The organism is Candidatus Darwinibacter acetoxidans, assembly GCF_041936445.1.
GTDB lineage: Bacteria > Bacillota > Limnochordia > Darwinibacteriales > Darwinibacteriaceae > DTU010.
The window spans coordinates 1-18,512 of the sequence record NZ_JBHGXH010000239.1 but is presented as its reverse complement, the minus strand read 5'-3'; the positions used below and the strand labels follow the sequence as shown (position 1 = coordinate 18,512).

Genomic DNA, 18,512 nt, shown 5'->3' with positions numbered 1-18,512 from the left:
TTCGTAATCCAGGGTGTACAGACCGTAGCTGCTCAGGCGCCTTCCGTTGGGGAAAATGATGGAAAGCTCCTCTACGTCGGGCTTGACCCGCTGCAGGTTATTCAGATCTTCCCAGATGCGGAACACGTATTTGCGGTTGTTGAAGTCGTTGTTTTCCACCAGCTTGATCAGCTGATCCAGGTAGAAATCCTGCTCCTTGGTGAGCAGAGCCTCGATGTCGAGGAAGTACTCATCCAGCTCCCTGGCCATGCGACCCACCACTTCCTGGGAGTATTCACTCACCCGGTGGAGCAGCCCGCCGAAATAGGTTTGATAGGAAAAGACGGTCATCAGGCCAAAGGGCAGGAGAGCCGTGACCAGAAAGGAGAGGATCAATTTGGTGCGGATCGTGTGGATCTCCGCCTTTTTAACCAGTTTAGACCAGAATCGCTCGAACCTTGTAATCTAAAACGCCCCCCTACTTCACCAGCCAGGGCTTGTGGATCTCCAGCAGCCGGTCGAGGTTGCTTTCATCTGCGTGTTCCAGCCCCACTTCCACAAACTCCGGGGGAGCCTCGCCGGTGCGGATGTACTTCACCAAAAGCTCCAAGCCCAACGCTCCCATGCTGGTCATGTCCTGGCCGATGAGGTATTGGATCAAGCCCTCCTTCTGCAGAAGCAGGGCATCGTAGAAGAGGTCAATGCCCACCGCAATGCCGCCCGCCTGGGCCCAGCGCTGGAAGTTGGGCAAAGCCTCGCTGGGTACATAAAAGGGCCAGCCGCCCACGAAGTAGATTACCTCAATGTCTGGATTGTGCTTCACGTAGTCCTCCAGCAGGATAATGGACTTCTCCACCGTGTCCTCGTTTTCCACGATATCCCTGATCCTGAGGTTCACCCGGCCCTCGGTGGCCGCGAGAAAGCCGCGGATGCGCTCTTCATGGTGGAAGGCCTCCCTGAGCCCGGTCATGATCATGGTATCCAGTTCCTGCTGGGCTAGGCCCCGGGAGCTGAGCACATCCACCAGGGCTTCACCGATGGCAAAGCCCGCCCGGAAGTTGTCGATGCCGATGTGGAACAGCCGTCCGCTCCCTGGACTGTCTCCGTCAAAGGTGGCCACGGCAATGCCCTGATCCAGGGCCTTCCTAAACACCCGGTGGATCTCCTCATCGTCATTGACGCTGGCCAGAATGCCGTCCACGCCCCGGCGGATCAGGTTTTCAATCATCTCCACCTGGGCCTCGGAGGAAAAGTCAAAAGGTGCCACCCATTCCAGGCGCACACCAAGCTCGTGGGCTTTTTTCTGCGTCGCCTCAAAGGCATCGAGGAAAATGGGGTTCCCCAAAGCCCGAGGCAGAACTGCTATGGTCAGCGGTTCCTCCCCAGCCGCCAGGGCGGCCGCGGGAATCACGAACACCGCAAGGAGTAAGAAGGCAACCGCTTGCAGCACAGGCGGGTTCTTGAGCATTAGGATTCACCTCAGCACGTTTACTTCGGCACTATAGCCCCGTTTTCCTGTACAAGCACCCTGGAGATGCATGGGTCTTCTGGCTCCCCGATCCTAACCTGCCAGCCGCCTTAGACTCGGCCCACCGCTTCCAGCATACCCTGTGGGTCTGCTCCTCCATATCCCGACACCTTCGCTGCACCCAGGCGCCCATTTCCTGTATAAAACTCCATGATTTGGGAAACATAGAAATGCCTAGCTTCGCGAAGCGGAAAAAGATTAGAGGAGGCAGAGAACATGAGAAAATTGCTTACTTTGCTGCTGGCTACTGCATTGCTGGCGGGAGTGGCGGCAACGGGCCTAGCGCAGGGCAGCACACAGTCCATCAGCCAAACAAAGTACATCCTGGTTGGGCTTGAGGTTTCCCCCTTCGTGAAGATCACCTTTCCAACAGTGGACCAGACAATGCACTTTGGTATTGCCAACCGGCCCGGTGTGTACAACACCAGTGGTTACCTGAAGGATGTAGAGGACCTCTTCAACGCCACTTTCATCAAAGATCCAGAGGACGAGGACTTCAGGGGACTGGAGTTCAGGCTGGAGTCCAACGTTGATGTCCGGGTTGATTTCGCTTTCGAAACAACGCTGTCGCCCACTTTCCCCTTCAGTTGGCCGCAGATTCCCACGCTGTTTGAAGTCCGTCGGGGAGGGGAGGAGGCGGTCTGTTTCTACGGCTACATGTTTGACATAGAGGACAGGCCAGACTCCTTCATCCACTCCAGTGACGACGGAGAACAGGCGTTCTTCATTGACGGAGCCATCCGAGTCGACTCCAACGCTGCACCCTATAGGTACACGGCGGGGTTAGTGATGACTGTCTCGAGCGTTAACTAACCTGACCGATGGGCTGTCCAAGTGACAGCCCATCTCTTTGATCCGGGCCCAACTGGTGATTTGTGAATTTCGTCCGGCCAAGTCCCATCTCGGGCATAGAACTTGGACAAGTGCATAGCATGACAGTGACCAAACACCACACAAGAAATTCCATCCCGTGCATAAACTGTCAGCATTGGGGAATGATCGCGATGGAAGCACATATGCTATTACCGCGTTTCCCGGAAACCGCACGAGGTCATCACCCCCCAAATGGGGTGCATGATAGATTTCACTGAGCAAAAAGCAACTTGACCAAAGGGGGGCTGCCAAGAGTCCTGTCAACACCTGAAACCCTTTCTGCCGGTCACTTCACGAGGACATTAAGTACGTTGAAAAGAGAAGAGGAGGAATTCCAAAGTGAAAAGAGTTTTAGCTTTGTCCCTGTTGCTGGTAATGGTTCTTTCTGCCGGAGCACTGGCGGCTGACCCGGAAAAGTCGGTTAATGGTTATTACGACATCGGCTCTCTCCAGGACGAAGACGACAATATCGGGTTCGAGTTCCCGTTCACCGTCACAATCGAGAAATATGCCAGAGTATGGCTCGTAGAGAACAAACTGTTCAAGAATCCCCTGATGGGGGCAGCCGGTCTGTACACTTCGGATGAGTGGCAAGTGATCAGGGACGCACAAGCTTACTTCGCAGCCAAGCTGGGCGAAACATACTGGCCTGGAACAGAAGTCGATTGGGTTGGAAAAGGAGACAAAGACAGCGAAGCCCCGGAGTTTGACAGGGACGGCGGTGCCTTGTTCCGGGTGGAGAGCAACTGCGACGCCATCGTCGAGGTGGCATTTGATTGGGGCGAGAATCCACTGACCTCCGAATTGGTCTTGTGGGTCTACAGGCATCAGGATGTGGCTCCGTACATCGGATGGCCACCGGTAAATGGGGACGCCGCCCTTTCGAGGATTTCGTCCGAAGACCTCGATGACGAGCGCATAGTCTCCTTCGAGCACCTGTTCGAAAATCAGCTGCCGGCGAAACAAGGTGAAGACACGAAGTACATGTTCAGTGAGTACAAAATCGGCGGAGCCGTGTTCATCGACTACATCGCCCAGCAACTGGCCGACACATATGATGGGTTGATCACGATCACTGTATCAGCCAAGTAAGGTTCACGCCAAACCGCAAGCATCACTGGCAAGGGGCTGCGGGCATCTCGCCCGCAGCCCCTTGTTGTGACTATGCCCCGTGACATGTTGTCCTCTGGTTGGCAACCGCCTGTCCCAGGCTTGCACACCCTAAGAAAAGACCTCGGCCATCTTTCCATACGGACTGGCCGAGGTTCTTGTTTTGCCGCAAAACGACTACTTAGTGAAGAGGAAGGAGCAACGATCGTGGGCTGTCTAGGGCTCCACGACCACTTCATCCATCATCTTAAGAATCTGAACTCCGCCATGCGTCACTTCGATCTCCACACGATACGTTCCCGGTTCAAGAGCATCGGCTATGGCCATCAGACGCTTGGCTTGCCGGGGCAACATCCATTTCTCGTCTTGCTGAAGCTCGAACATGACCCGCTCCACAAAATCGTTTTCCCCATCGTACACCACGGCGCTCACCTGAGGTAGAAACGCCACATTGCCGCTATTCACCAAATCCAGGGACAGATAGGTGCCGTCCTCAATGGTCTCGACCACGAGGCTGCGCACCTGCACCTCCCGCCTGTGCTCTGTTCCCACCAGGACATCGATGGGGATCACCGCTTCACTGAGCAGGTCCCCCGATGTTGCACTGTAAGCCCTGAAAACAGCTTTTCCATGGTAACTTCCGTCCAGGGCATCCCTGGGTACAGCGATGGTCATGGCCAGGCGGGTTCTAGCCCTTGCTGGAAGCATAAATTCAGGCTGACTGCGCACATCCAGCCAGTCCACTAACGAGTACTCATAGCCGGCCATGACTTCGCCAAGGGCCACCTCTATTCTTACAGGTTCAGGGGACAGGCTCTCGAACTCGAAGACTTGGCTTTTCCTTTCCCCTGCCCGGAGTTCATGGATGACAGTTGCGGGCTCAACGATAATCGCGGCGGACTCGTCAAAGCCTGGGTAGACAAACTGGCCGGGCTCCACCACGATGGTTTCATTGCGGATGATCTGTCCGCTGTCCCCATAGCGCAAAAATGCCTGGAGCCAATACTCCCCTGGTGCAAGGGGACGAGTGACGCGACCGACAAATTCGACTCCAGCACCGGGATAGACCCTTGTGGAATCCATTCCCGCAGATGATCCCGCCGGGGAGCGGAGGGTAACCCGTTCCACCAAGCGTCTGGCCTCATCGCGGATGGTGGCCTCGCCAGATACCAGATAATCAAGGGCAGATGTATTGTGAAACCTGGCGGCAATCAGGGGTGCCCCCTGGGCATCCGGGCGCACCTCGAGAGAAGTGAGCTCGGCGGTGGGCCTCAGGCCTGCCCTTTCCACCATGATCCGCAATCGCACGGCATAGCGGACCCTGAAGGTGAAGCCGGAAGGGTCTTCTGGCGGCCTGGTTTCCACCATTACCACCACGGTGTGCGACCCGCCGGCCGAAAAGGGCACCCGCACCGTACCCCTCACGCTGGTTTCCTGCCCCGGCAGCACTCGAACTAAACTCTCTTCAAACGTGACCCAGCTCGTGGGGGAGAATCCTGGTTGCTCCGGCAGTTGGTACATCAATCCGCCGCTCAGCTGCTGCACCGGTTCGTATAGAACAAGCTCCACCAGCTCTTCCACCGCTTCCGGGATCAAATCGATCACGAACTCCCTTTCATCCCCAGGATTGACGTTCATCTCGATGACCAAAGGCCGCACACCTACCGCCAGCGCTGACTCCCCGCCTGTAAGTAGGCCCACGCCCATGAGCAAAACGACAAGGCCCAATGCTAGTTTCCTCAAAGACATGAGACATCTCCTCCTTGTTTGGTTCCTTTACCAGGCAACGTAGACAAAAACCGTCCCTTTGTAGGTCCCAGCAGCGTGGCTCCAAGTGGACTCCGTTTGCAGGTTCACGCTGAAGGTGGTCCCCCATCCATAGACACTCCGGGCGATTTCCTGCGGACCCTCGGACAAAGGGACAAGTTCTTCAGCTTCTTTCACCGACTTTACAAGAAACAGTTCCAAGGGGGGAACGTTTTCGTACCTGTCCCCCTGATAGTGCAAACCATCGGAGGCAAGGGCCACAACCCAATTGCCGTGGTTGGCCTCCACCTGGATTTCCAGCGGAGGAATAGCATACCAGCCCGGACCTTGATCCAGGCTCAGCTGTATTTCCTGCGTACCGCTGGTCACCACTGTATAGGGCAGGACCGTGATCTCAATGGGAATGTCCGGCCCGTTGCTCGCGGACAGCACTGCGCTGTACGTTCCCGCCCGCAGGGTAACATCACCGCGCAAAGCGATCTGCACTTGGGACTGCCTGTCCCCGGCAGCCAGCAAGCAGATCTGGGCATCAGAGGACCATCGCCAGCGGTCGCTGCCCTCAGCGAACGCCTGCCAATTTGAATCGTAGGGCGTTTTGACCACGACCATGTCCCGGGGAAACCCCTCCGATAGGTCCGTTAAGGAATAGTAGAGCGCCGTGCCATCATCCTCGGCTGTGCGGGTCAAAGTGAGCCAGTGTATGGGCATTTGCTCGACCGACTCCTGGAGATCCGCAAAGCCCCTCACGGTAAAGGACACAGGGCCGCCGTCCACCACGACATCCAGCTGTTCCTCGGCCATCACGTTCCCCGCCAGAACCAGCGTACCGGCTGCCAGCAGGAGCCACAGACCACAGCGTATAAACTTCATCTGCATCAACACCCCCTCTTAGTTATCAGAAACTGAGCCAGATACCAGCGGCAAAGACGTCTCCGTGCCGCTCGCTCCACATCCAGGAGAACCTGGCCTGGGCAGGTTTGGTGCGGAACATGGTTACACCTATCTGGTGTGCCACTTTCCCGGTGTCGTTCTGAGCTTGGTAGGAAAAGCTGTAATCTCCCAGCAGAACCTCGGCCCGGAGCCGCCAGTGGAAGACCAAGCCAACCCCAGGTTCCTGCAGGGAAACCCTGATCGGCAAAGCGGCAGCCGACAGCTTAAGGCCATCGCCATACTGCAGTTCATCGCGGAGGCCCAGGTGCACAGATGCACCATCGCCGGAGCCGTTACCCAGCTCGGCCACGAAAAACAGCTCTTCGTTCAAGCCGCCTTCCACGCCCACTGCATACAGCATTTCCGGTACAGATTGAACATGGCCGTACGCGGCCAAGCAGTCGGCAATGGGGATGTACCCGTCCAGGACAACTCCCCATCTGCCTTCGCTGTAGCCTGCCCCCAGGCCGATCTCCACAGGGCGCACATCCCCCGGTTCGGCCATGACCTCCTGCATCCCCGCAATCGTACCCATGGGTATAAGCTGGGCATCTTGGGGAATCATTTCATCCGGGATTACCGCCCCCGCCACATACACAGCGAAGTATTGGTATTCCGTTCTCCTCCCCACATCCACCTCTCGGGTTACCACGGCGATGGGACGCTCCGCTGCGGCCCCTATCCAAGCTGTGGTGTGCAGCTGGGATACGCTTCCGCTCAGGGTCTCATAGACCAGTGCGATCTCAGTCTCGATTCTCCTTGTCTCACCATCTATCCGGCGGGGCACAATGGTCACGGCCAGTCTTTCTTCTCTGTGTGTACTAGAGGCAGTAGGTAGGCGGACAGTGGAAATGTCCACCCGCAGCGGCTCACCGCTGGTGGTAATCAACCAGGAGTCATGGCTGGCAGAATGGGCAGCCTGTCCCACCTGTCCGTACAGTTGACCGGTAAAGCGGAATGGCGTATCCAGCAGAACCCCGATCTGGAAATCATCTACGCTAACCGCCCACAGACTCGTGTCCTGCCCCTTCTCCAGCTCAAAGTCAAACCCTAAGCGCCGTACTATCTCCCTGTCCAACTCCAGGAAATGAAGACTGTAGCCCACCACGGGCTCCGTCCCTGGGGCGGGCACCTCCTCCCAACCTTCCGCCAGCAGCTGCTTGGCTATGTCCACACTCCACTCCAACGGTTGCTCCTGAGCCTGCGCGGAAAAGGCCAAAGCAGTCCAGAGGACTGCCACCGCGAAGAGGACCAGCATAATCCGTGCTCTGCTTTTTTCCATGGTCGACCCCCTTTCACTGGATTACGGGAGTGACGAAGATCAGCAGTTCCTTTTCGGCTGCCCTCTCGGCATCGCTTCTGAACAACCAACGAATAATGGGAATATCGCCCAAGATGGGCACTTTCCTAGTCTGGTCCCCTTCTTCTTGCAGAGTCATGCCCGCGAGCACAGCGGTCTGACCGTCCTTCAACCGCACGGTGGTGGAAACAGATGACTGCTTCACCACTAAGCTGCTCTTGGATTCACTCACGCAATGACTCATCTCCGGTGCAATCGCCAGGACGATTTCATCGCCGATGATGCGAGGAGTCACTTTCAGATGCATGCCCACTTCCACCCGTTCCAGGCGCGTCGCCTTGTCGTTGGAGTCCGCCAACAGGAGGATCTGGCGGTCCCCCACAAAGAGTTCAGCGGATTGTCCATCGCTCACCAACACCCTGGGGTCAGCATGGATGCTGGCCGCCTGGGCCTCCTCCAAGGCCTTGAGGTTTAAGAGGATGTTCCCCAGGATGTTGGTCTCCAGCGAGAAGATGTTGTTCTGGAGGCCCAACTTGGCGGTCCAGTTCTCGTTGAACGTCTCGCCCGCACCAAAGACGGCCTCGAACAGGTTGAGCCCCAGCTCCTTGAGGGCCTTGGTGGAGATCTCCGTGACGATAACCTGGATCTCCACCTGCCGCTGCGCCACGTCCAGCGTTTCAACGAGCTCCAGAATGCGTTCCAGCTCCCCAGGGGGTGCTGTAATGGTCAGCACACTGCCCTCGCGCTCCCCTTTGACATAGCTGGCCAAAAACGATGGCAGAGCGGACATGATCTCCCCCGCGGTGACATGCTGGAGAACCACTATTTGCGTATCGGCCAATTCCCTGAAGGTGATACTGCGGGGATCGGGCAGGCCTACGAAATAGAAATCATCGATCTTCCGGAAAGAATAGCCGCCGCCGATAAGGATGATGCGCAGGGCCTGCTCCAGCGGCACATCCTGCAGGTCTACGGTCACCCGGCCGCTCACCGTGGAATCGGGAATGATGTTCACTCCCGTCTGCAGCGAAATTTCACTTAAGGCATCGCGAATACTGGACTCAAAGAGAAACAAATTCACCAGAGGCTGTTCCTGCACTTCCTGGGCTAAGGCTGCACCGCCCAAGGCCAGTGCCAAAACAATGATTACCACTGCCCCGATGCGTTTACTCACGTTTAACCCCTCCATTGTTGGACTCTGTCTTGCCCCGAGAGTCAGGACTCATCGGGAATCACCGTAAAGAGGATGTCGCCCGTATAGGTCTGGGCGGGATTCTCCCAATAGGCTGTCAGTTGAAAATCCAGCTTGATTTCTAGTTTTCCTGGCGGGCCGCTCTGTACTGGCACTCTCTCCAGGGTCAGGGCCCGCATTTCTCCCCCTTCCCCTTGTCCATCAGCCTCTCCCCGAGACAGTCCCCAGGTCAACTGGGAGATATGGAGCAGATCCCCATTGGCCCCGAAGAGATACTCTTCCGGTGCCGAGATGTACAAGGTATAGGGAATGTTGCCCTCAATTGTCACGGTTACCGCTTCCCTTTTTGTGGCTATGACGCCAACCTTGGTTAGGCGTGCTGTGCCCAAAACGTAGTCGAAGTCCACCTTGTCAAAAACCAGCTCGGTGGCATCCAGTGTCATGATGATGATCTGTGGTATGTGGATAATCACCGGTATCTGCACTTGATTTTGGGCCTGCACTACCCCTGCACCAATCAATGTCAAGACAAGGACTGCCGTGATACAGATCAGCCGTTTCACCCCACCACCTCCTTTGTCCCTAATTATTCCCCAGATCTTTCCTCCTATTCAGAAATCTGCATGTGCAGCAGGCAGGTGCTGCCTGCGCCTCTGGGGATGCAAGCAGGCAAAAAAAGAGAGCCCCCAGCTTTTCTGCTGGAAGCTCTCCCAGTCCAGATGGACCCATGCTAGCTTGATTGGGTGGCGACTATGCGCCCTTTTATCTGCCCGGCACCTTTTCTCTACCCACCATGGGCTGGTCAAAGCCCTCAGGGAGGTCTTGGTTGGGAAAACCGTTCACCAGGTGACAGGCCACGAAGTGGTCTTCCTCCACCTCTAAGAAGGCAGGGGGAACCGTTTTGCAGCCCCGCATGGCTTTGGGGCAGCGCTGCCAGAAGCGGCAGCCGGGAGGCGGGTTAATGGGACTGGGCGTATCGCCAGGCAGGACAACGATCTCCCGCTCCTCACTGAAGTCGATGTCCAGAACGGCGGCAATGAGGGCCTGGGTGTAGGGATGGAGGGGTCTGGCGAAGATCTTGTCCGCATCCCCCGCTTCCATGAGCTTGCCCAGGTACATCACGGCCAGGCGGTCGCACATCTTTTTCACATCCGCCAGGTTGTGGGAGATGAAAACGTAGGTCAAATTGAGCCTTTCCTGCAGCTCCAAGAGGAGATTCAGGATCTGGGCGTGGATGCTCACATCCAGGGCGGAAACAGGCTCATCACACACTAGGAATGTGGGGTTGAGGCTGATGGCCCGGGCAATTCCGATGCGCTGGCGCTGGCCGCCGGAAAAATCAGAGGGGTAGCGGTAGAGATCCTGGGCAGAAAGACCCACCATTTCCAGAAGCTCCACTACCCTTGCTTTCATCGTCTCTTCATCATCTTCCCCCCGGATCACCATCGGTTCCGAGACCAGCTGGTACACGTTGAAGCGGGGATTGAGGGATGAAAAGGGGTCTTGAAAGATCATCTGCATGCGCCGCCTGGTCTTTTTGAACTCCTCCCGGGGCAGGCTGTGCAGGTCCACCCCCTCAAAGAGCACCTGACCTGCCGTGGGCTTCACTAAGCCCACCATGGTGTTGGCCAGGGTGGTTTTCCCGCAGCCCGATTCGCCCACCAGGCCGAAGATCTCGCCGCGCCTGACGCCTAAAGACACATCGCTTACCGCCTGGATTTCGCCCTTCTTGAGGAAGGGCAGAAAGCCCCGGACGGGGAAATGCACCGATACGTTTCTCAGGGTCATGATCTCAGTCACTGCTCTTCCCCCCTACTCCCAGCGGATGGAAGCACCGCACCTGCCGGTCCCGCCCCATCGGTTCGAGTCTAGGCATCTCCCTGCGGCAGCGTTCAGTTGCGTATTCACACCTGGGGTGGAAATAGCAGCCGCTGGGCTTGTGCACCGGAGAAGGCACCGTGCCGGGGATCTGGGTGAACTTCTTCTTCTCATCGGTCAGTCTCGGCACCGCCGCCATCAGCCCGACGGTGTAGGGGTGGTGGGGATTGGTGAAAAGCTCTTTCACCGGCGCCTTTTCCACGATCTTCCCCGCGTACATCACATACACCCGGTCTGCCATCTTGGCCACAACGCTGAGGTCATGGGTAACCAGCAGGAGACTGGTGCCGCAGCCCCGCTGCATGCCCCTTAAGGTTTTCAACACCTGGGCTTGGATGGTCACATCCAGAGCAGTTGTGGGTTCGTCCGCGATGATGAGTTTGGGCATGCAGGCAAAGGCCATGGCCAAGAGAACCCGTTGGCGCATGCCCCCGCTCAGCTGATGGGGAAAGCTGTTGGCCCGCTCCTTGGGCTCAGGAATACCGATGAGCTCCAGGGCGTGCACGGTCTTTTCCCGAGCTGCCTGCTTGGAATCGCCGTAGTGACGCCGGTACATCTCATCGATCTGGTTTCCCACGGTCATTACGGGGTTGAGGGAGGTCATGGCATCCTGAAAAATCATGGCCAGCTCTTTACCCCGGATCTCCTGCATTTCTGCTTCTGTGCACTGGGTGAGGTCCCGCCCGTCAAACTCCAAAACGTCCATGCGGATCAGAGCCGGGGGCGAGTCTAAAAGGCGCATCACCGCCTGGCTGGTTACACTTTTTCCGCAGCCCGATTCACCCACCAGGGCCACGCATTCCCGGTGGTAGATGTCCAGATCCACGCCTTCAACGGCCCGGATCAGACCGTAATCCGTGGGGAAGACCACCTTGAGGTTTCTAAGCTTCAAGACCTGTTCCACGGCTCTGCCCTCCCCCACTGGAAACTCCCTCAACTCCGATCCTTTGGTAATCATCCATGGAACGGAAGACTTCTTCCACATAGCTGGAATCCAGGCTCCTAAAGAGCTTATACACACTGCTGGTGCGTTTCATGCGGGGGTTGGCGATCTCTTCTAAGACCAGCCCCACCCGCATAAACCCAAACACCGCGAGGAAGATGCCCAAGCCCGGGGCGAAGATCCACCACCAGGCGCCAAAGAGCAGCGCTCCGCCGGACTGGGCTTCCGCCAGCATTTTGCCCCAGCTGATGGCCGTGGGATCACCTAGGCCCAAAAAGCTCAGGCCCGCTTCGGCCACCATGATCCCCGCACTGCTTAAAGCGGTGCTCATAATAACCAGGTGGCTGGTGCCGGGGAGGATGTGGCGGATCATAATGTGCCAGCGGCTCGCTCCCGCGAGTTCCGCGGCCTTGACGTAGTTGGTATTCTTCAACACCAAAACCAAGGAACGGATGGTGCGGGCCAGTCCCGTCCAGCCCAGGGCCACAAAGATCAGGATAATGATCCAAAAATCCCGGCCCAAGACGTTGGTGAGCACGATGACCAAAGGCAGCGTGGGGATCACCAGCATGATATCAACAATGCGCATGATCAGAGTATCAACCGCCCCGCCCAAGTAGCCTGCGGCCACTCCTAAAATGGAGCCCACAATGGCGATGCACACCCCCGAGGTCACCCCCACGATCAGGGAAACCCTGGTGCCGTACACCAGCATGCTGAAAATGTCCTGCCCGGTGTTGATGGTGGTGCCCAGGGGATGCTGCCAGCTGGGGGGAAGTCCCTTGGTGGTGCGCTGGGACACATCGTAAGGGTTATAGGGGGCAATATACGGGGCGAAGATGGCCACCAAAACCAACAAGGTGACCATGATCAGGCCCACCTTCCCCTGCCTATGGGCCCAGATCTTCGCCAGGAGCTCCCCGGCGCCGCGCAGACGCTTTCTAACTCCCATCCAGAGCCGCTTCATCGTTTATCACCCACCGTCACCCTGGGATCCAAAAGAACATAAACCAGGTCCGTGAGCAAGATGCTCAAAATGGTGAAGCCGGAAAGGAGGAGCATAATGCCCATCATCAGGGGGTAATCGTTGGTCTGGTTCGCCTCCAGGAACAAAGTACCCATGCCGTTCCAGTTGAAGACCTGCTCGATCACCACCTGCCCCCCGATGAGGCCGCTGATGCTCATGCCCAAAGAAGTGACGATGGGCAGGAGCGAGTTGCGCAGGATGTGCTTGTAACGGATCGTGCTGCGCTTTAGGCCTTTGGCCCTGGCGGTGAGCACGAAGTCCTCATTGGTCACGGCGATCACGGCATTTCTGGTCCCCTGGGCGTAGCTGATGATGCTGCCCACCATCATGCTCATCACCGGCAGGGCGGCGTTGCGGGCCACTCGGCTGATTCCCTCCCAGGTCCAGGCAAACTCTGAGACCATGGTGGAATCGGTGTAGGCCGGGAAGATCTCCCACTCAAAGCCGAGATAGAACGAAAGAACTAAGGCGATAAAAAAGGAAGGCAGGGCCACCATGACCGTGGAGGCGTTGAGCAGCAGCGTATCCTGCCAGCGCCCCCGCTTCACCGCGGCCACCACTCCAAACAAAACGCCAACTATAAGGCCGATGAGCATCGTACTCACCGATAAGACCAGCGTCCAGGGGAGCCTTTCTTTGATCAGGTCCAAGACCTTGGGAGAGCCGGGGCGAAAAGAGGTGCCCAGATCGCCTTGGGCTAGGCCCTTGAGGTAATTGAGGAACTGCTGCCAGGTGGAAACGTGGAAGCCGTACTGCTCCCTGGTAAGCTGCTTGACAATCTCGTATTCGATCTCGCTCATATTCCCCTGGGGCGGGTAGTAGCGCTCCGCGGGGTCCTCCACCCCAATGCGGGGGATGAAAAAGTTGAGGGTGATCACCACCGCAAACACAAAGAGGGAGTACAGAACCCGCTTGATCACGTAGCTCAGTTTCATGCCTTCACCTGCCTTCTACCCTGCGCAGATTCTGCAGCGACTCGGAGTTGAACACCGTGGACCCCTCCACCACCTGAAAGCCCGTAAAGCGGTCCGTTCTGGCCACGGAGATCACATTGGCCGTATAAAGCGGCACCTTGTAGAACTCCTGGGCGATCATGGGCTGGAGCTCCTTGAGGAGCTCATACTTCCTGTTCAGATTGAGGGTGTAGCGCATCTCCTCAATGGCCGCGTTCAGCCCTTCGTTCACCAACCGGCCGTAGTTGGAGGTGCGGCCCAGGGTGGAGAAGTGGGCAGGGTACATAATGTCCACGTTGGACAGGGAGAAGATCACACCCTGCAGCACCAGATCGAACTTGCTGGTATACAGATAGGTGGATTCAGGCTGGGCACCCTTGGGCGCATACTGCACATCGATGCCGATCTTCTTGAACTGGATCTGGAGGAAAGATACCACATCCTGCTCCCCGGGCGTACCCAGGATCTTAAAACTGATGCGCTCGCCGCCCAGCAGCCGGTAACCGTCTTTGTCCTTGTCGGGCACGATCCCATCCAGGATCTCGTTGGCCAAGGCCAGGCGCTGGGCGTAGTCCCGGGGTACTATGCTATCTGCCTCCGGGTTGTAGAAATCGGTGAGGCTCGGGCGCATCAGGCCCGCACTGGCGGGCACCCCCGCGCCATCCAGCACATTTTTAATCAGTTCATCTTGATTGACGGCCAAGGCCAGGGCCTTCCGGAACTCCCTGTTGGCCAGCAGATCCCGCAGGGGATTGCGTTCGCTGGCCACGGGGTTGAGGTTGAAGACCAGGGTCTGGGTGAAGGTGCCCGGGGCGTTGGAGACAAAGAGATCCTTTTCCTTGGCAAAGAGCAGCAGGTAGTTGGAGCTTACCGAGCTGTCCAGCACATCGATGTGGCCCTTGAGCAGCGCGTACAGGGCCACGTTCTGCTCTTTGTAGAGGATGAACTTGATGGTGTCCACCCCGTAGAGGGGACTGCCGTCGGGTTTTTTCAGGTGGTAGTCTTGGCGGCGGTGCAGCACGATCTGCTGGCTGCCGGACTGTTCCGTATCCAAAATCCAGGGGCCACAGCCCACAGGGTGGGTGTAGCGGTAGAGCAGCTCTGCACTTGGGGAGCTGCTGTTCAGCTGGTTCTCCCGGCTCACCACCGGCTCCCACACGTGCTTGGGCAGAATCAAGACGGAGGTGAACAGGGGCGTAACCGCCCCCAGAACCTTGTTCACATGGAGGTAGATCACATAGTCCTTTTCCGCTGGATCGATATGGTAGCCCTGCTCCAGGGCTCCCCGTTCGTAGGTGAACAGGCCCTTTTCCACCAAAACTCCGTTGTTGTACTTGTGCTTCAGGTCGCTGGTCCAGGCCAAGGCCCCCGCGTGGTTGGAGAGGGCATGGTTGGTGGCCAGATCGAAGGAATAATAGATGTCCTCCACGGTGAGGGGCACACCATCGCTCCAGGTGATGTCCTGGTGAATGATCACCTTCACCGCCAGGTAGTCATATTGGGGATCGCTGTAGATCTCTTCCAGGCGCGCGTAGTCGATGGAGCCATCCTCAGTGAGGATCGGCTCCCCGTTTTCATCCACGTAGTACCATTCCCGGCCGATGGAAGGAAGGTAGCGATCCGTTTCTTCATCATAGGAAAACAAGGAGCTGTACAGCATGTTGGCGATGGTGGGGGCAATCCCTTCCCGGCTCAGCCAGGGCATGTAGGCGGAAGGGAAGGAAGACTGCACCGCGCCCACGTAGAGCGTGTTGGGATCCGGCCTGTGGCTGCCCCGCCCCGTTTGGCAGCCCGCCAAGGGCAGGGCAAGCGCGCCCACCAGCACAAGCAGCAGGAGCCTTTTGGTCACAACGTTCACCTCGCAAGGGCTTACCGTAAACCTTTCAGCGGAGCACGTTGATCAGTTCTTGGTGAGTAAGAAGCGGTAATCGGTGCTGTCAATGTTGATGGTCGTAACCAAACCGGTGGGCCAGATATCCACGACCCGGACAGCCCCCTCCGCTTCCAGAGCCAGCTGGTAGTTCATGGGACCGGCGACCACCTGGAATGAACCTGCCTCGTTCAGCAGCTCCACGCCGTTTTCTTCATCTACGATGAGCAGGGTAAACTCCCCACTGACCGTGATCTCAAGCTGGGCTGTGTATGCTTCGCTGGCCATGGTGGCGCCGGCAAACGTGCCGATAATCTGTTCGCTGTACAGGAGCACCTCGTCGGAGCCGAAGACGGCCTCCAGAGTATAGGGCGTTTTACTATATTCCCTGTACTCACCCAGCACTGGCCAAAGTCTAATCAAGCTGCTTCTGGCCGAAAAGGTTCCCTCTTCACTGTACTCTCCCGCCGCATACACATAGTCGCCAAAGGCATCCAGCTCCAGGACCGCCAGCTCCCCACCTGCGGTTTGGCCATACCACTTACCCGCCTGATCCGCGGAGGTGGCGTGTTTAAACGTGGTGGCGATCCGCTCCTTACCGGCCGCGGGCCTAAACTCCAGCAGCCATTCCCCATCCTGGTTCACAGAACCGGCTGTCTCCTCGCCGTCGTCGGAAATGCACACCAAAAGCGCTCCATCCGCCCTGAAGGTACCAGTTTCGTGGTAAACCTCTACTCCATCTAGGTAGCTGTGGAAGGAATAGCGGGCGCCGGCCGCGAGGTTGAGCTCATAGTCGTACTGCACCCCATCCACTTCCACAGAGGCTAAGAAGGGGCCCCAGTACTCCTCATAGATGAGTTTTAGCGCCATCAAGCGGTGGACTACCTCCGGGTTTTCCTCATCCTGCAGCTCATACATGATGTTGGCGGAGCCATAGGGCAGGGTGGAACGGAACACCAGATTGTGCCCTTCCCGCTCAAAGGTGGCGGTCTTGGGGTTTTCAGGCGTGGAATCGGAGTAGATCATCACGTAAGTGCCTTCCAGCTCCCCGATCTTGCCGCTACCCCGGTCGGACATGAACTCCCGGCTGGGCGAGAGCACAAAGGTATTATCCTCGTCGATGCGCAGGTAGAACTGGAGGCCCATGCCCAAATTGGTGATATCAATCATGTATTCCCCCGCCAAAGGAATCTCTGCTGCCGCTGGAACCTCCTCAGCCCCGGTCTCCGTGGAGCTGGAGCTGAATTGCTCTTCCCCTTTCGGTTTGCCGCAGGCGCTGAGCAGCAGCAGCACGCCGATGAGCAGGGTCAAGACCGCTATCTGCCATGCTTTGCGCTTCATCATCAGACCACTCCTAATTGCAGACAAGGGAGGGGGCTGGAGACCTCTCCCTTGACTGTGCAGTTTTCTGGTTAAAACGGGAACTGGAGCTTCGTACCGAAGCCTTCCCGGGTGGAGGAGTTGTCGTAGATCTCCTCAATCTCAAAGATGTACGCGGGATACTTCAGCCAGCGGCTCGGGTCAGGCCGGTGATAGACATCGTGCTGGGCGTTGATGAACTGCTGGTAGAGTTCCCGCTGGCCCGATTGGGCTTCATCGAAGATGCGTACCCGACCCCGCACTTCGTAGGAGATCATGGGCGGTTGGTAGTAAATGAGGGTGGCTTCCGGATTCACCTGGAGGTTCTGCCAAGTGTGCTTTTTGGCCATCTCCAGACTGCCAATCTTGGTAAAATCAACCCGGTGGTGCTGGTCAGGATGGTAGATCTGTTCCACCAAGACCTGCAATCCCCTCCGGCTGTGGGCTTGGTCATCTCCATCATAGGCCTCGATATGTTTCATATAGGCTTCCAGCACCTCTTCCAGGTATTCTTCTTTGGGCAGGAAGCCAAAGCCTTTGATGCTGGCATTCAAACCCGCGGGGCCGTGGGAGATCAGTGCTGGATTATGGGAACAAAAACTCAAAAAGACCTTTTCCCGGGACATCTCCTTCCCTTCATAGAGGGCCAGCACCGTGTTGGCCCTGGTGTTAAAGGCCCAGCGGAAAAAGGCCTCTGCCGTTCTGCTCTTGTTCTCTGTCATCAAACAACCCTCCAAAACTGTGCTCTTTAGAAAAAAGGCCTAGAAAGGCAGGCCCCCGGGGCCACCCCTTCTAAGTCCTTTTGAACCTCAATCCTACCTAGCCAGCTCGATCTCCACCCGCATACCCATCACTTTGGAGACTAGAAAGGGAGCGCTGACCGTGTTTTCTCCGGCTTTACCGGTGAAGGTTTGGCCATCACGGGTTGTAAAGACGATCTCGCCAGCCTGGGCAGTGTAAGAGCCCTCTTCATAGACATGCTCTGCATCGTTGCCGGGCACAGCCAGGTAGAAGTAGTCGCCCCGGTGGCTGAGGTATAAAGTGGCCTCCACCGTCACAGGCCCTTGAAGCGTGGCCCGGTAGACGCCCGCCACGGGATTGTCCGTCAGCACCAAAGTGGACTCGGTACGCTCCCGAGCCATTTGCGAAGGCTTGACCGGGACAGTGATGGAACCGTCACTGATCACACCTTCCAGCGCCTCTTCCCCTTCGGGAACAATGGTCAGTTGGGAGCCAGCAACTTGGTAAGTTCCCGTCTCCACAAAGTCGTAAAGGGTATCGCCTAGGACAAAATAGCTTTTCAGTTCATAGCTGCCATCGGCCTTAAGCTCTAAGGAGTATGTATAGTTGATCATGCCGCCCATGCCTGTGGTGGTGTGCCCACCGGCGTAAACTCCCGTCTCGGCAGCGCTCACCAGGCCTAAGGAAGCAAAAAAGACCGCCGCAGCCAGAACCATACCCAACAACGCCAGTTTGGACCCTCTTTGCCAGTGACGCATCGTCGCTTTTCACCCTCCACCAGTTATTTCTTAAAGTATATTCCAGGCCCTTCCTGCTGTCAACAAACTTCACTGTATTCGACCCCTCAGTTCGATCTTTTTACTTATTGCGGACAGTTACGAATATCATTTTACGCTGCCGCCGGCCCAGTTTTTCACGAAATAATCGAGTAGGTAGCCGCTAGGTGATCAGCCTAGCGGCTTTCCTCTCACAGAACGGTGCGTACGGGCCGCGTACACCGCTCCTGAAGAATCTACCGCCGTTCGTAGAACTGCGACACAATACCAACACTGTACTTCGTTA

Annotated in this window: 16 protein-coding genes and 1 pseudogene; 2 read left to right on the top strand and 15 right to left on the bottom strand. The window is 57.1% G+C overall.

All coding sequences use genetic code 11. The features are described from left to right. Positions 1 to 375, bottom strand: a pseudogene (locus ACE4YL_RS08920) (sensor histidine kinase); the annotation flags it as partial. A gap of 82 nt (positions 376 to 457) precedes the next feature. Next, complete coding sequence (locus tag ACE4YL_RS08915; protein WP_461360482.1) at positions 458 to 1,447, bottom strand: substrate-binding domain-containing protein; 990 nt, start codon at positions 1,445 to 1,447, stop codon at positions 458 to 460. 276 nt (positions 1,448 to 1,723) lie between these two features. Here ACE4YL_RS08915 and ACE4YL_RS08910 point away from each other — a divergent pair, with 276 nt between their 5' ends. Further along, the gene (locus tag ACE4YL_RS08910) at positions 1,724 to 2,320 is read left to right on the top strand and encodes a hypothetical protein (protein ID WP_461360481.1); all 597 of its coding nucleotides are present in this window, start codon (positions 1,724 to 1,726) and stop codon (positions 2,318 to 2,320) included. Positions 2,321 to 2,719: 399 nt separating this feature from the next. After that, positions 2,720 to 3,472 (top strand): hypothetical protein, encoded by a 753-nt coding sequence (locus ACE4YL_RS08905; protein WP_461369556.1) that lies wholly within the window; start codon positions 2,720 to 2,722, stop codon positions 3,470 to 3,472. 234 nt (positions 3,473 to 3,706) lie between these two features. Here the strand turns inward: ACE4YL_RS08905 and ACE4YL_RS08900 are convergent, their stop codons facing one another. The 13 genes from ACE4YL_RS08900 to ACE4YL_RS08840 all read right to left on the bottom strand — a co-directional run bounded on the left by ACE4YL_RS08900 (position 3,707) and on the right by ACE4YL_RS08840 (position 18,208). Beyond that, entirely contained in the window at positions 3,707 to 5,239 is a 1,533-nt protein-coding gene (locus ACE4YL_RS08900) for a hypothetical protein (RefSeq protein ID WP_461360479.1), read from the bottom strand. 27 nt (positions 5,240 to 5,266) lie between these two features. Further along, entirely contained in the window at positions 5,267 to 6,133 is an 867-nt protein-coding gene (locus ACE4YL_RS08895) for a hypothetical protein (RefSeq protein WP_461360478.1), read from the bottom strand. 19 nt (positions 6,134 to 6,152) lie between these two features. Continuing rightward, positions 6,153 to 7,469 (bottom strand): hypothetical protein, encoded by a 1,317-nt coding sequence (locus ACE4YL_RS08890; protein ID WP_461360477.1) that lies wholly within the window; start codon positions 7,467 to 7,469, stop codon positions 6,153 to 6,155. Between the two features lie 13 nt (positions 7,470 to 7,482). Then, a complete protein-coding gene (locus ACE4YL_RS08885; protein ID WP_461369555.1) occupies positions 7,483 to 8,661 on the bottom strand; it encodes a secretin and TonB N-terminal domain-containing protein in 1,179 nt (392 codons plus the stop codon). A gap of 41 nt (positions 8,662 to 8,702) precedes the next feature. Continuing rightward, positions 8,703 to 9,242, bottom strand: a complete 540-nt coding sequence (locus ACE4YL_RS08880; RefSeq protein WP_461360475.1) for a hypothetical protein — start codon at positions 9,240 to 9,242, stop codon at positions 8,703 to 8,705. A 199-nt stretch (positions 9,243 to 9,441) separates the two neighbouring features. Next, entirely contained in the window at positions 9,442 to 10,479 is a 1,038-nt protein-coding gene (locus ACE4YL_RS08875) for an ABC transporter ATP-binding protein (RefSeq protein ID WP_461367181.1), read from the bottom strand. Continuing rightward, positions 10,472 to 11,461, bottom strand: a complete 990-nt coding sequence (locus tag ACE4YL_RS08870; protein WP_461360473.1) for an ABC transporter ATP-binding protein — start codon at positions 11,459 to 11,461, stop codon at positions 10,472 to 10,474. The genes ACE4YL_RS08875 and ACE4YL_RS08870 overlap by 8 nt, the downstream gene beginning before the upstream one ends. Continuing rightward, the gene (locus tag ACE4YL_RS08865) at positions 11,439 to 12,467 is read right to left on the bottom strand and encodes an ABC transporter permease (protein ID WP_461360472.1); all 1,029 of its coding nucleotides are present in this window, start codon (positions 12,465 to 12,467) and stop codon (positions 11,439 to 11,441) included. Before ACE4YL_RS08865 ends, ACE4YL_RS08870 begins: the two co-directional genes overlap by 23 nt. After that, positions 12,464 to 13,462, bottom strand: coding sequence for an ABC transporter permease (locus ACE4YL_RS08860; protein WP_461360471.1), 999 nt, complete (start codon positions 13,460 to 13,462; stop codon positions 12,464 to 12,466). Before ACE4YL_RS08860 ends, ACE4YL_RS08865 begins: the two co-directional genes overlap by 4 nt. Before the next feature lie 4 nt (positions 13,463 to 13,466). Beyond that, positions 13,467 to 15,329, bottom strand: a complete 1,863-nt coding sequence (locus ACE4YL_RS08855; protein WP_461369554.1) for an ABC transporter substrate-binding protein — start codon at positions 15,327 to 15,329, stop codon at positions 13,467 to 13,469. A 51-nt stretch (positions 15,330 to 15,380) separates the two neighbouring features. Continuing rightward, a complete protein-coding gene (locus tag ACE4YL_RS08850) occupies positions 15,381 to 16,691 on the bottom strand; it encodes a hypothetical protein (RefSeq protein ID WP_461366841.1) in 1,311 nt (436 codons plus the stop codon). Positions 16,692 to 16,762: 71 nt separating this feature from the next. After that, complete coding sequence (locus ACE4YL_RS08845) at positions 16,763 to 17,431, bottom strand: hypothetical protein (protein WP_461360468.1); 669 nt, start codon at positions 17,429 to 17,431, stop codon at positions 16,763 to 16,765. Positions 17,432 to 17,524: 93 nt separating this feature from the next. Next, a complete protein-coding gene (locus ACE4YL_RS08840; protein ID WP_461360467.1) occupies positions 17,525 to 18,208 on the bottom strand; it encodes a hypothetical protein in 684 nt (227 codons plus the stop codon). Between the last annotated feature and the right edge of the window lie 304 nt (positions 18,209 to 18,512).

What these genes read in the sequence shown, in the direction of transcription:
- ACE4YL_RS08915 (WP_461360482.1), bottom strand. Translation starts at nt 1,447, where the DNA reads ATGCTCAAGAACCCGCCTGTGCTGCAAGCGGTTGCCTTCTTACTCCTT.
- ACE4YL_RS08910 (WP_461360481.1), top strand. Translation starts at nt 1,724, where the DNA reads ATGAGAAAATTGCTTACTTTGCTGCTGGCTACTGCATTGCTGGCGGGA.
- ACE4YL_RS08900 (WP_461360479.1), bottom strand. Translation starts at nt 5,239, where the DNA reads ATGTCTTTGAGGAAACTAGCATTGGGCCTTGTCGTTTTGCTCATGGGC.
- ACE4YL_RS08895 (WP_461360478.1), bottom strand. Translation starts at nt 6,133, where the DNA reads ATGCAGATGAAGTTTATACGCTGTGGTCTGTGGCTCCTGCTGGCAGCC.
- ACE4YL_RS08890 (WP_461360477.1), bottom strand. Translation starts at nt 7,469, where the DNA reads ATGGAAAAAAGCAGAGCACGGATTATGCTGGTCCTCTTCGCGGTGGCA.
- ACE4YL_RS08865 (WP_461360472.1), bottom strand. Translation starts at nt 12,467, where the DNA reads ATGAAGCGGCTCTGGATGGGAGTTAGAAAGCGTCTGCGCGGCGCCGGG.
- ACE4YL_RS08860 (WP_461360471.1), bottom strand. Translation starts at nt 13,462, where the DNA reads ATGAAACTGAGCTACGTGATCAAGCGGGTTCTGTACTCCCTCTTTGTG.
- ACE4YL_RS08850 (WP_461366841.1), bottom strand. Translation starts at nt 16,691, where the DNA reads ATGAAGCGCAAAGCATGGCAGATAGCGGTCTTGACCCTGCTCATCGGC.
- ACE4YL_RS08845 (WP_461360468.1), bottom strand. Translation starts at nt 17,431, where the DNA reads ATGACAGAGAACAAGAGCAGAACGGCAGAGGCCTTTTTCCGCTGGGCC.
- ACE4YL_RS08840 (WP_461360467.1), bottom strand. Translation starts at nt 18,208, where the DNA reads ATGCGTCACTGGCAAAGAGGGTCCAAACTGGCGTTGTTGGGTATGGTT.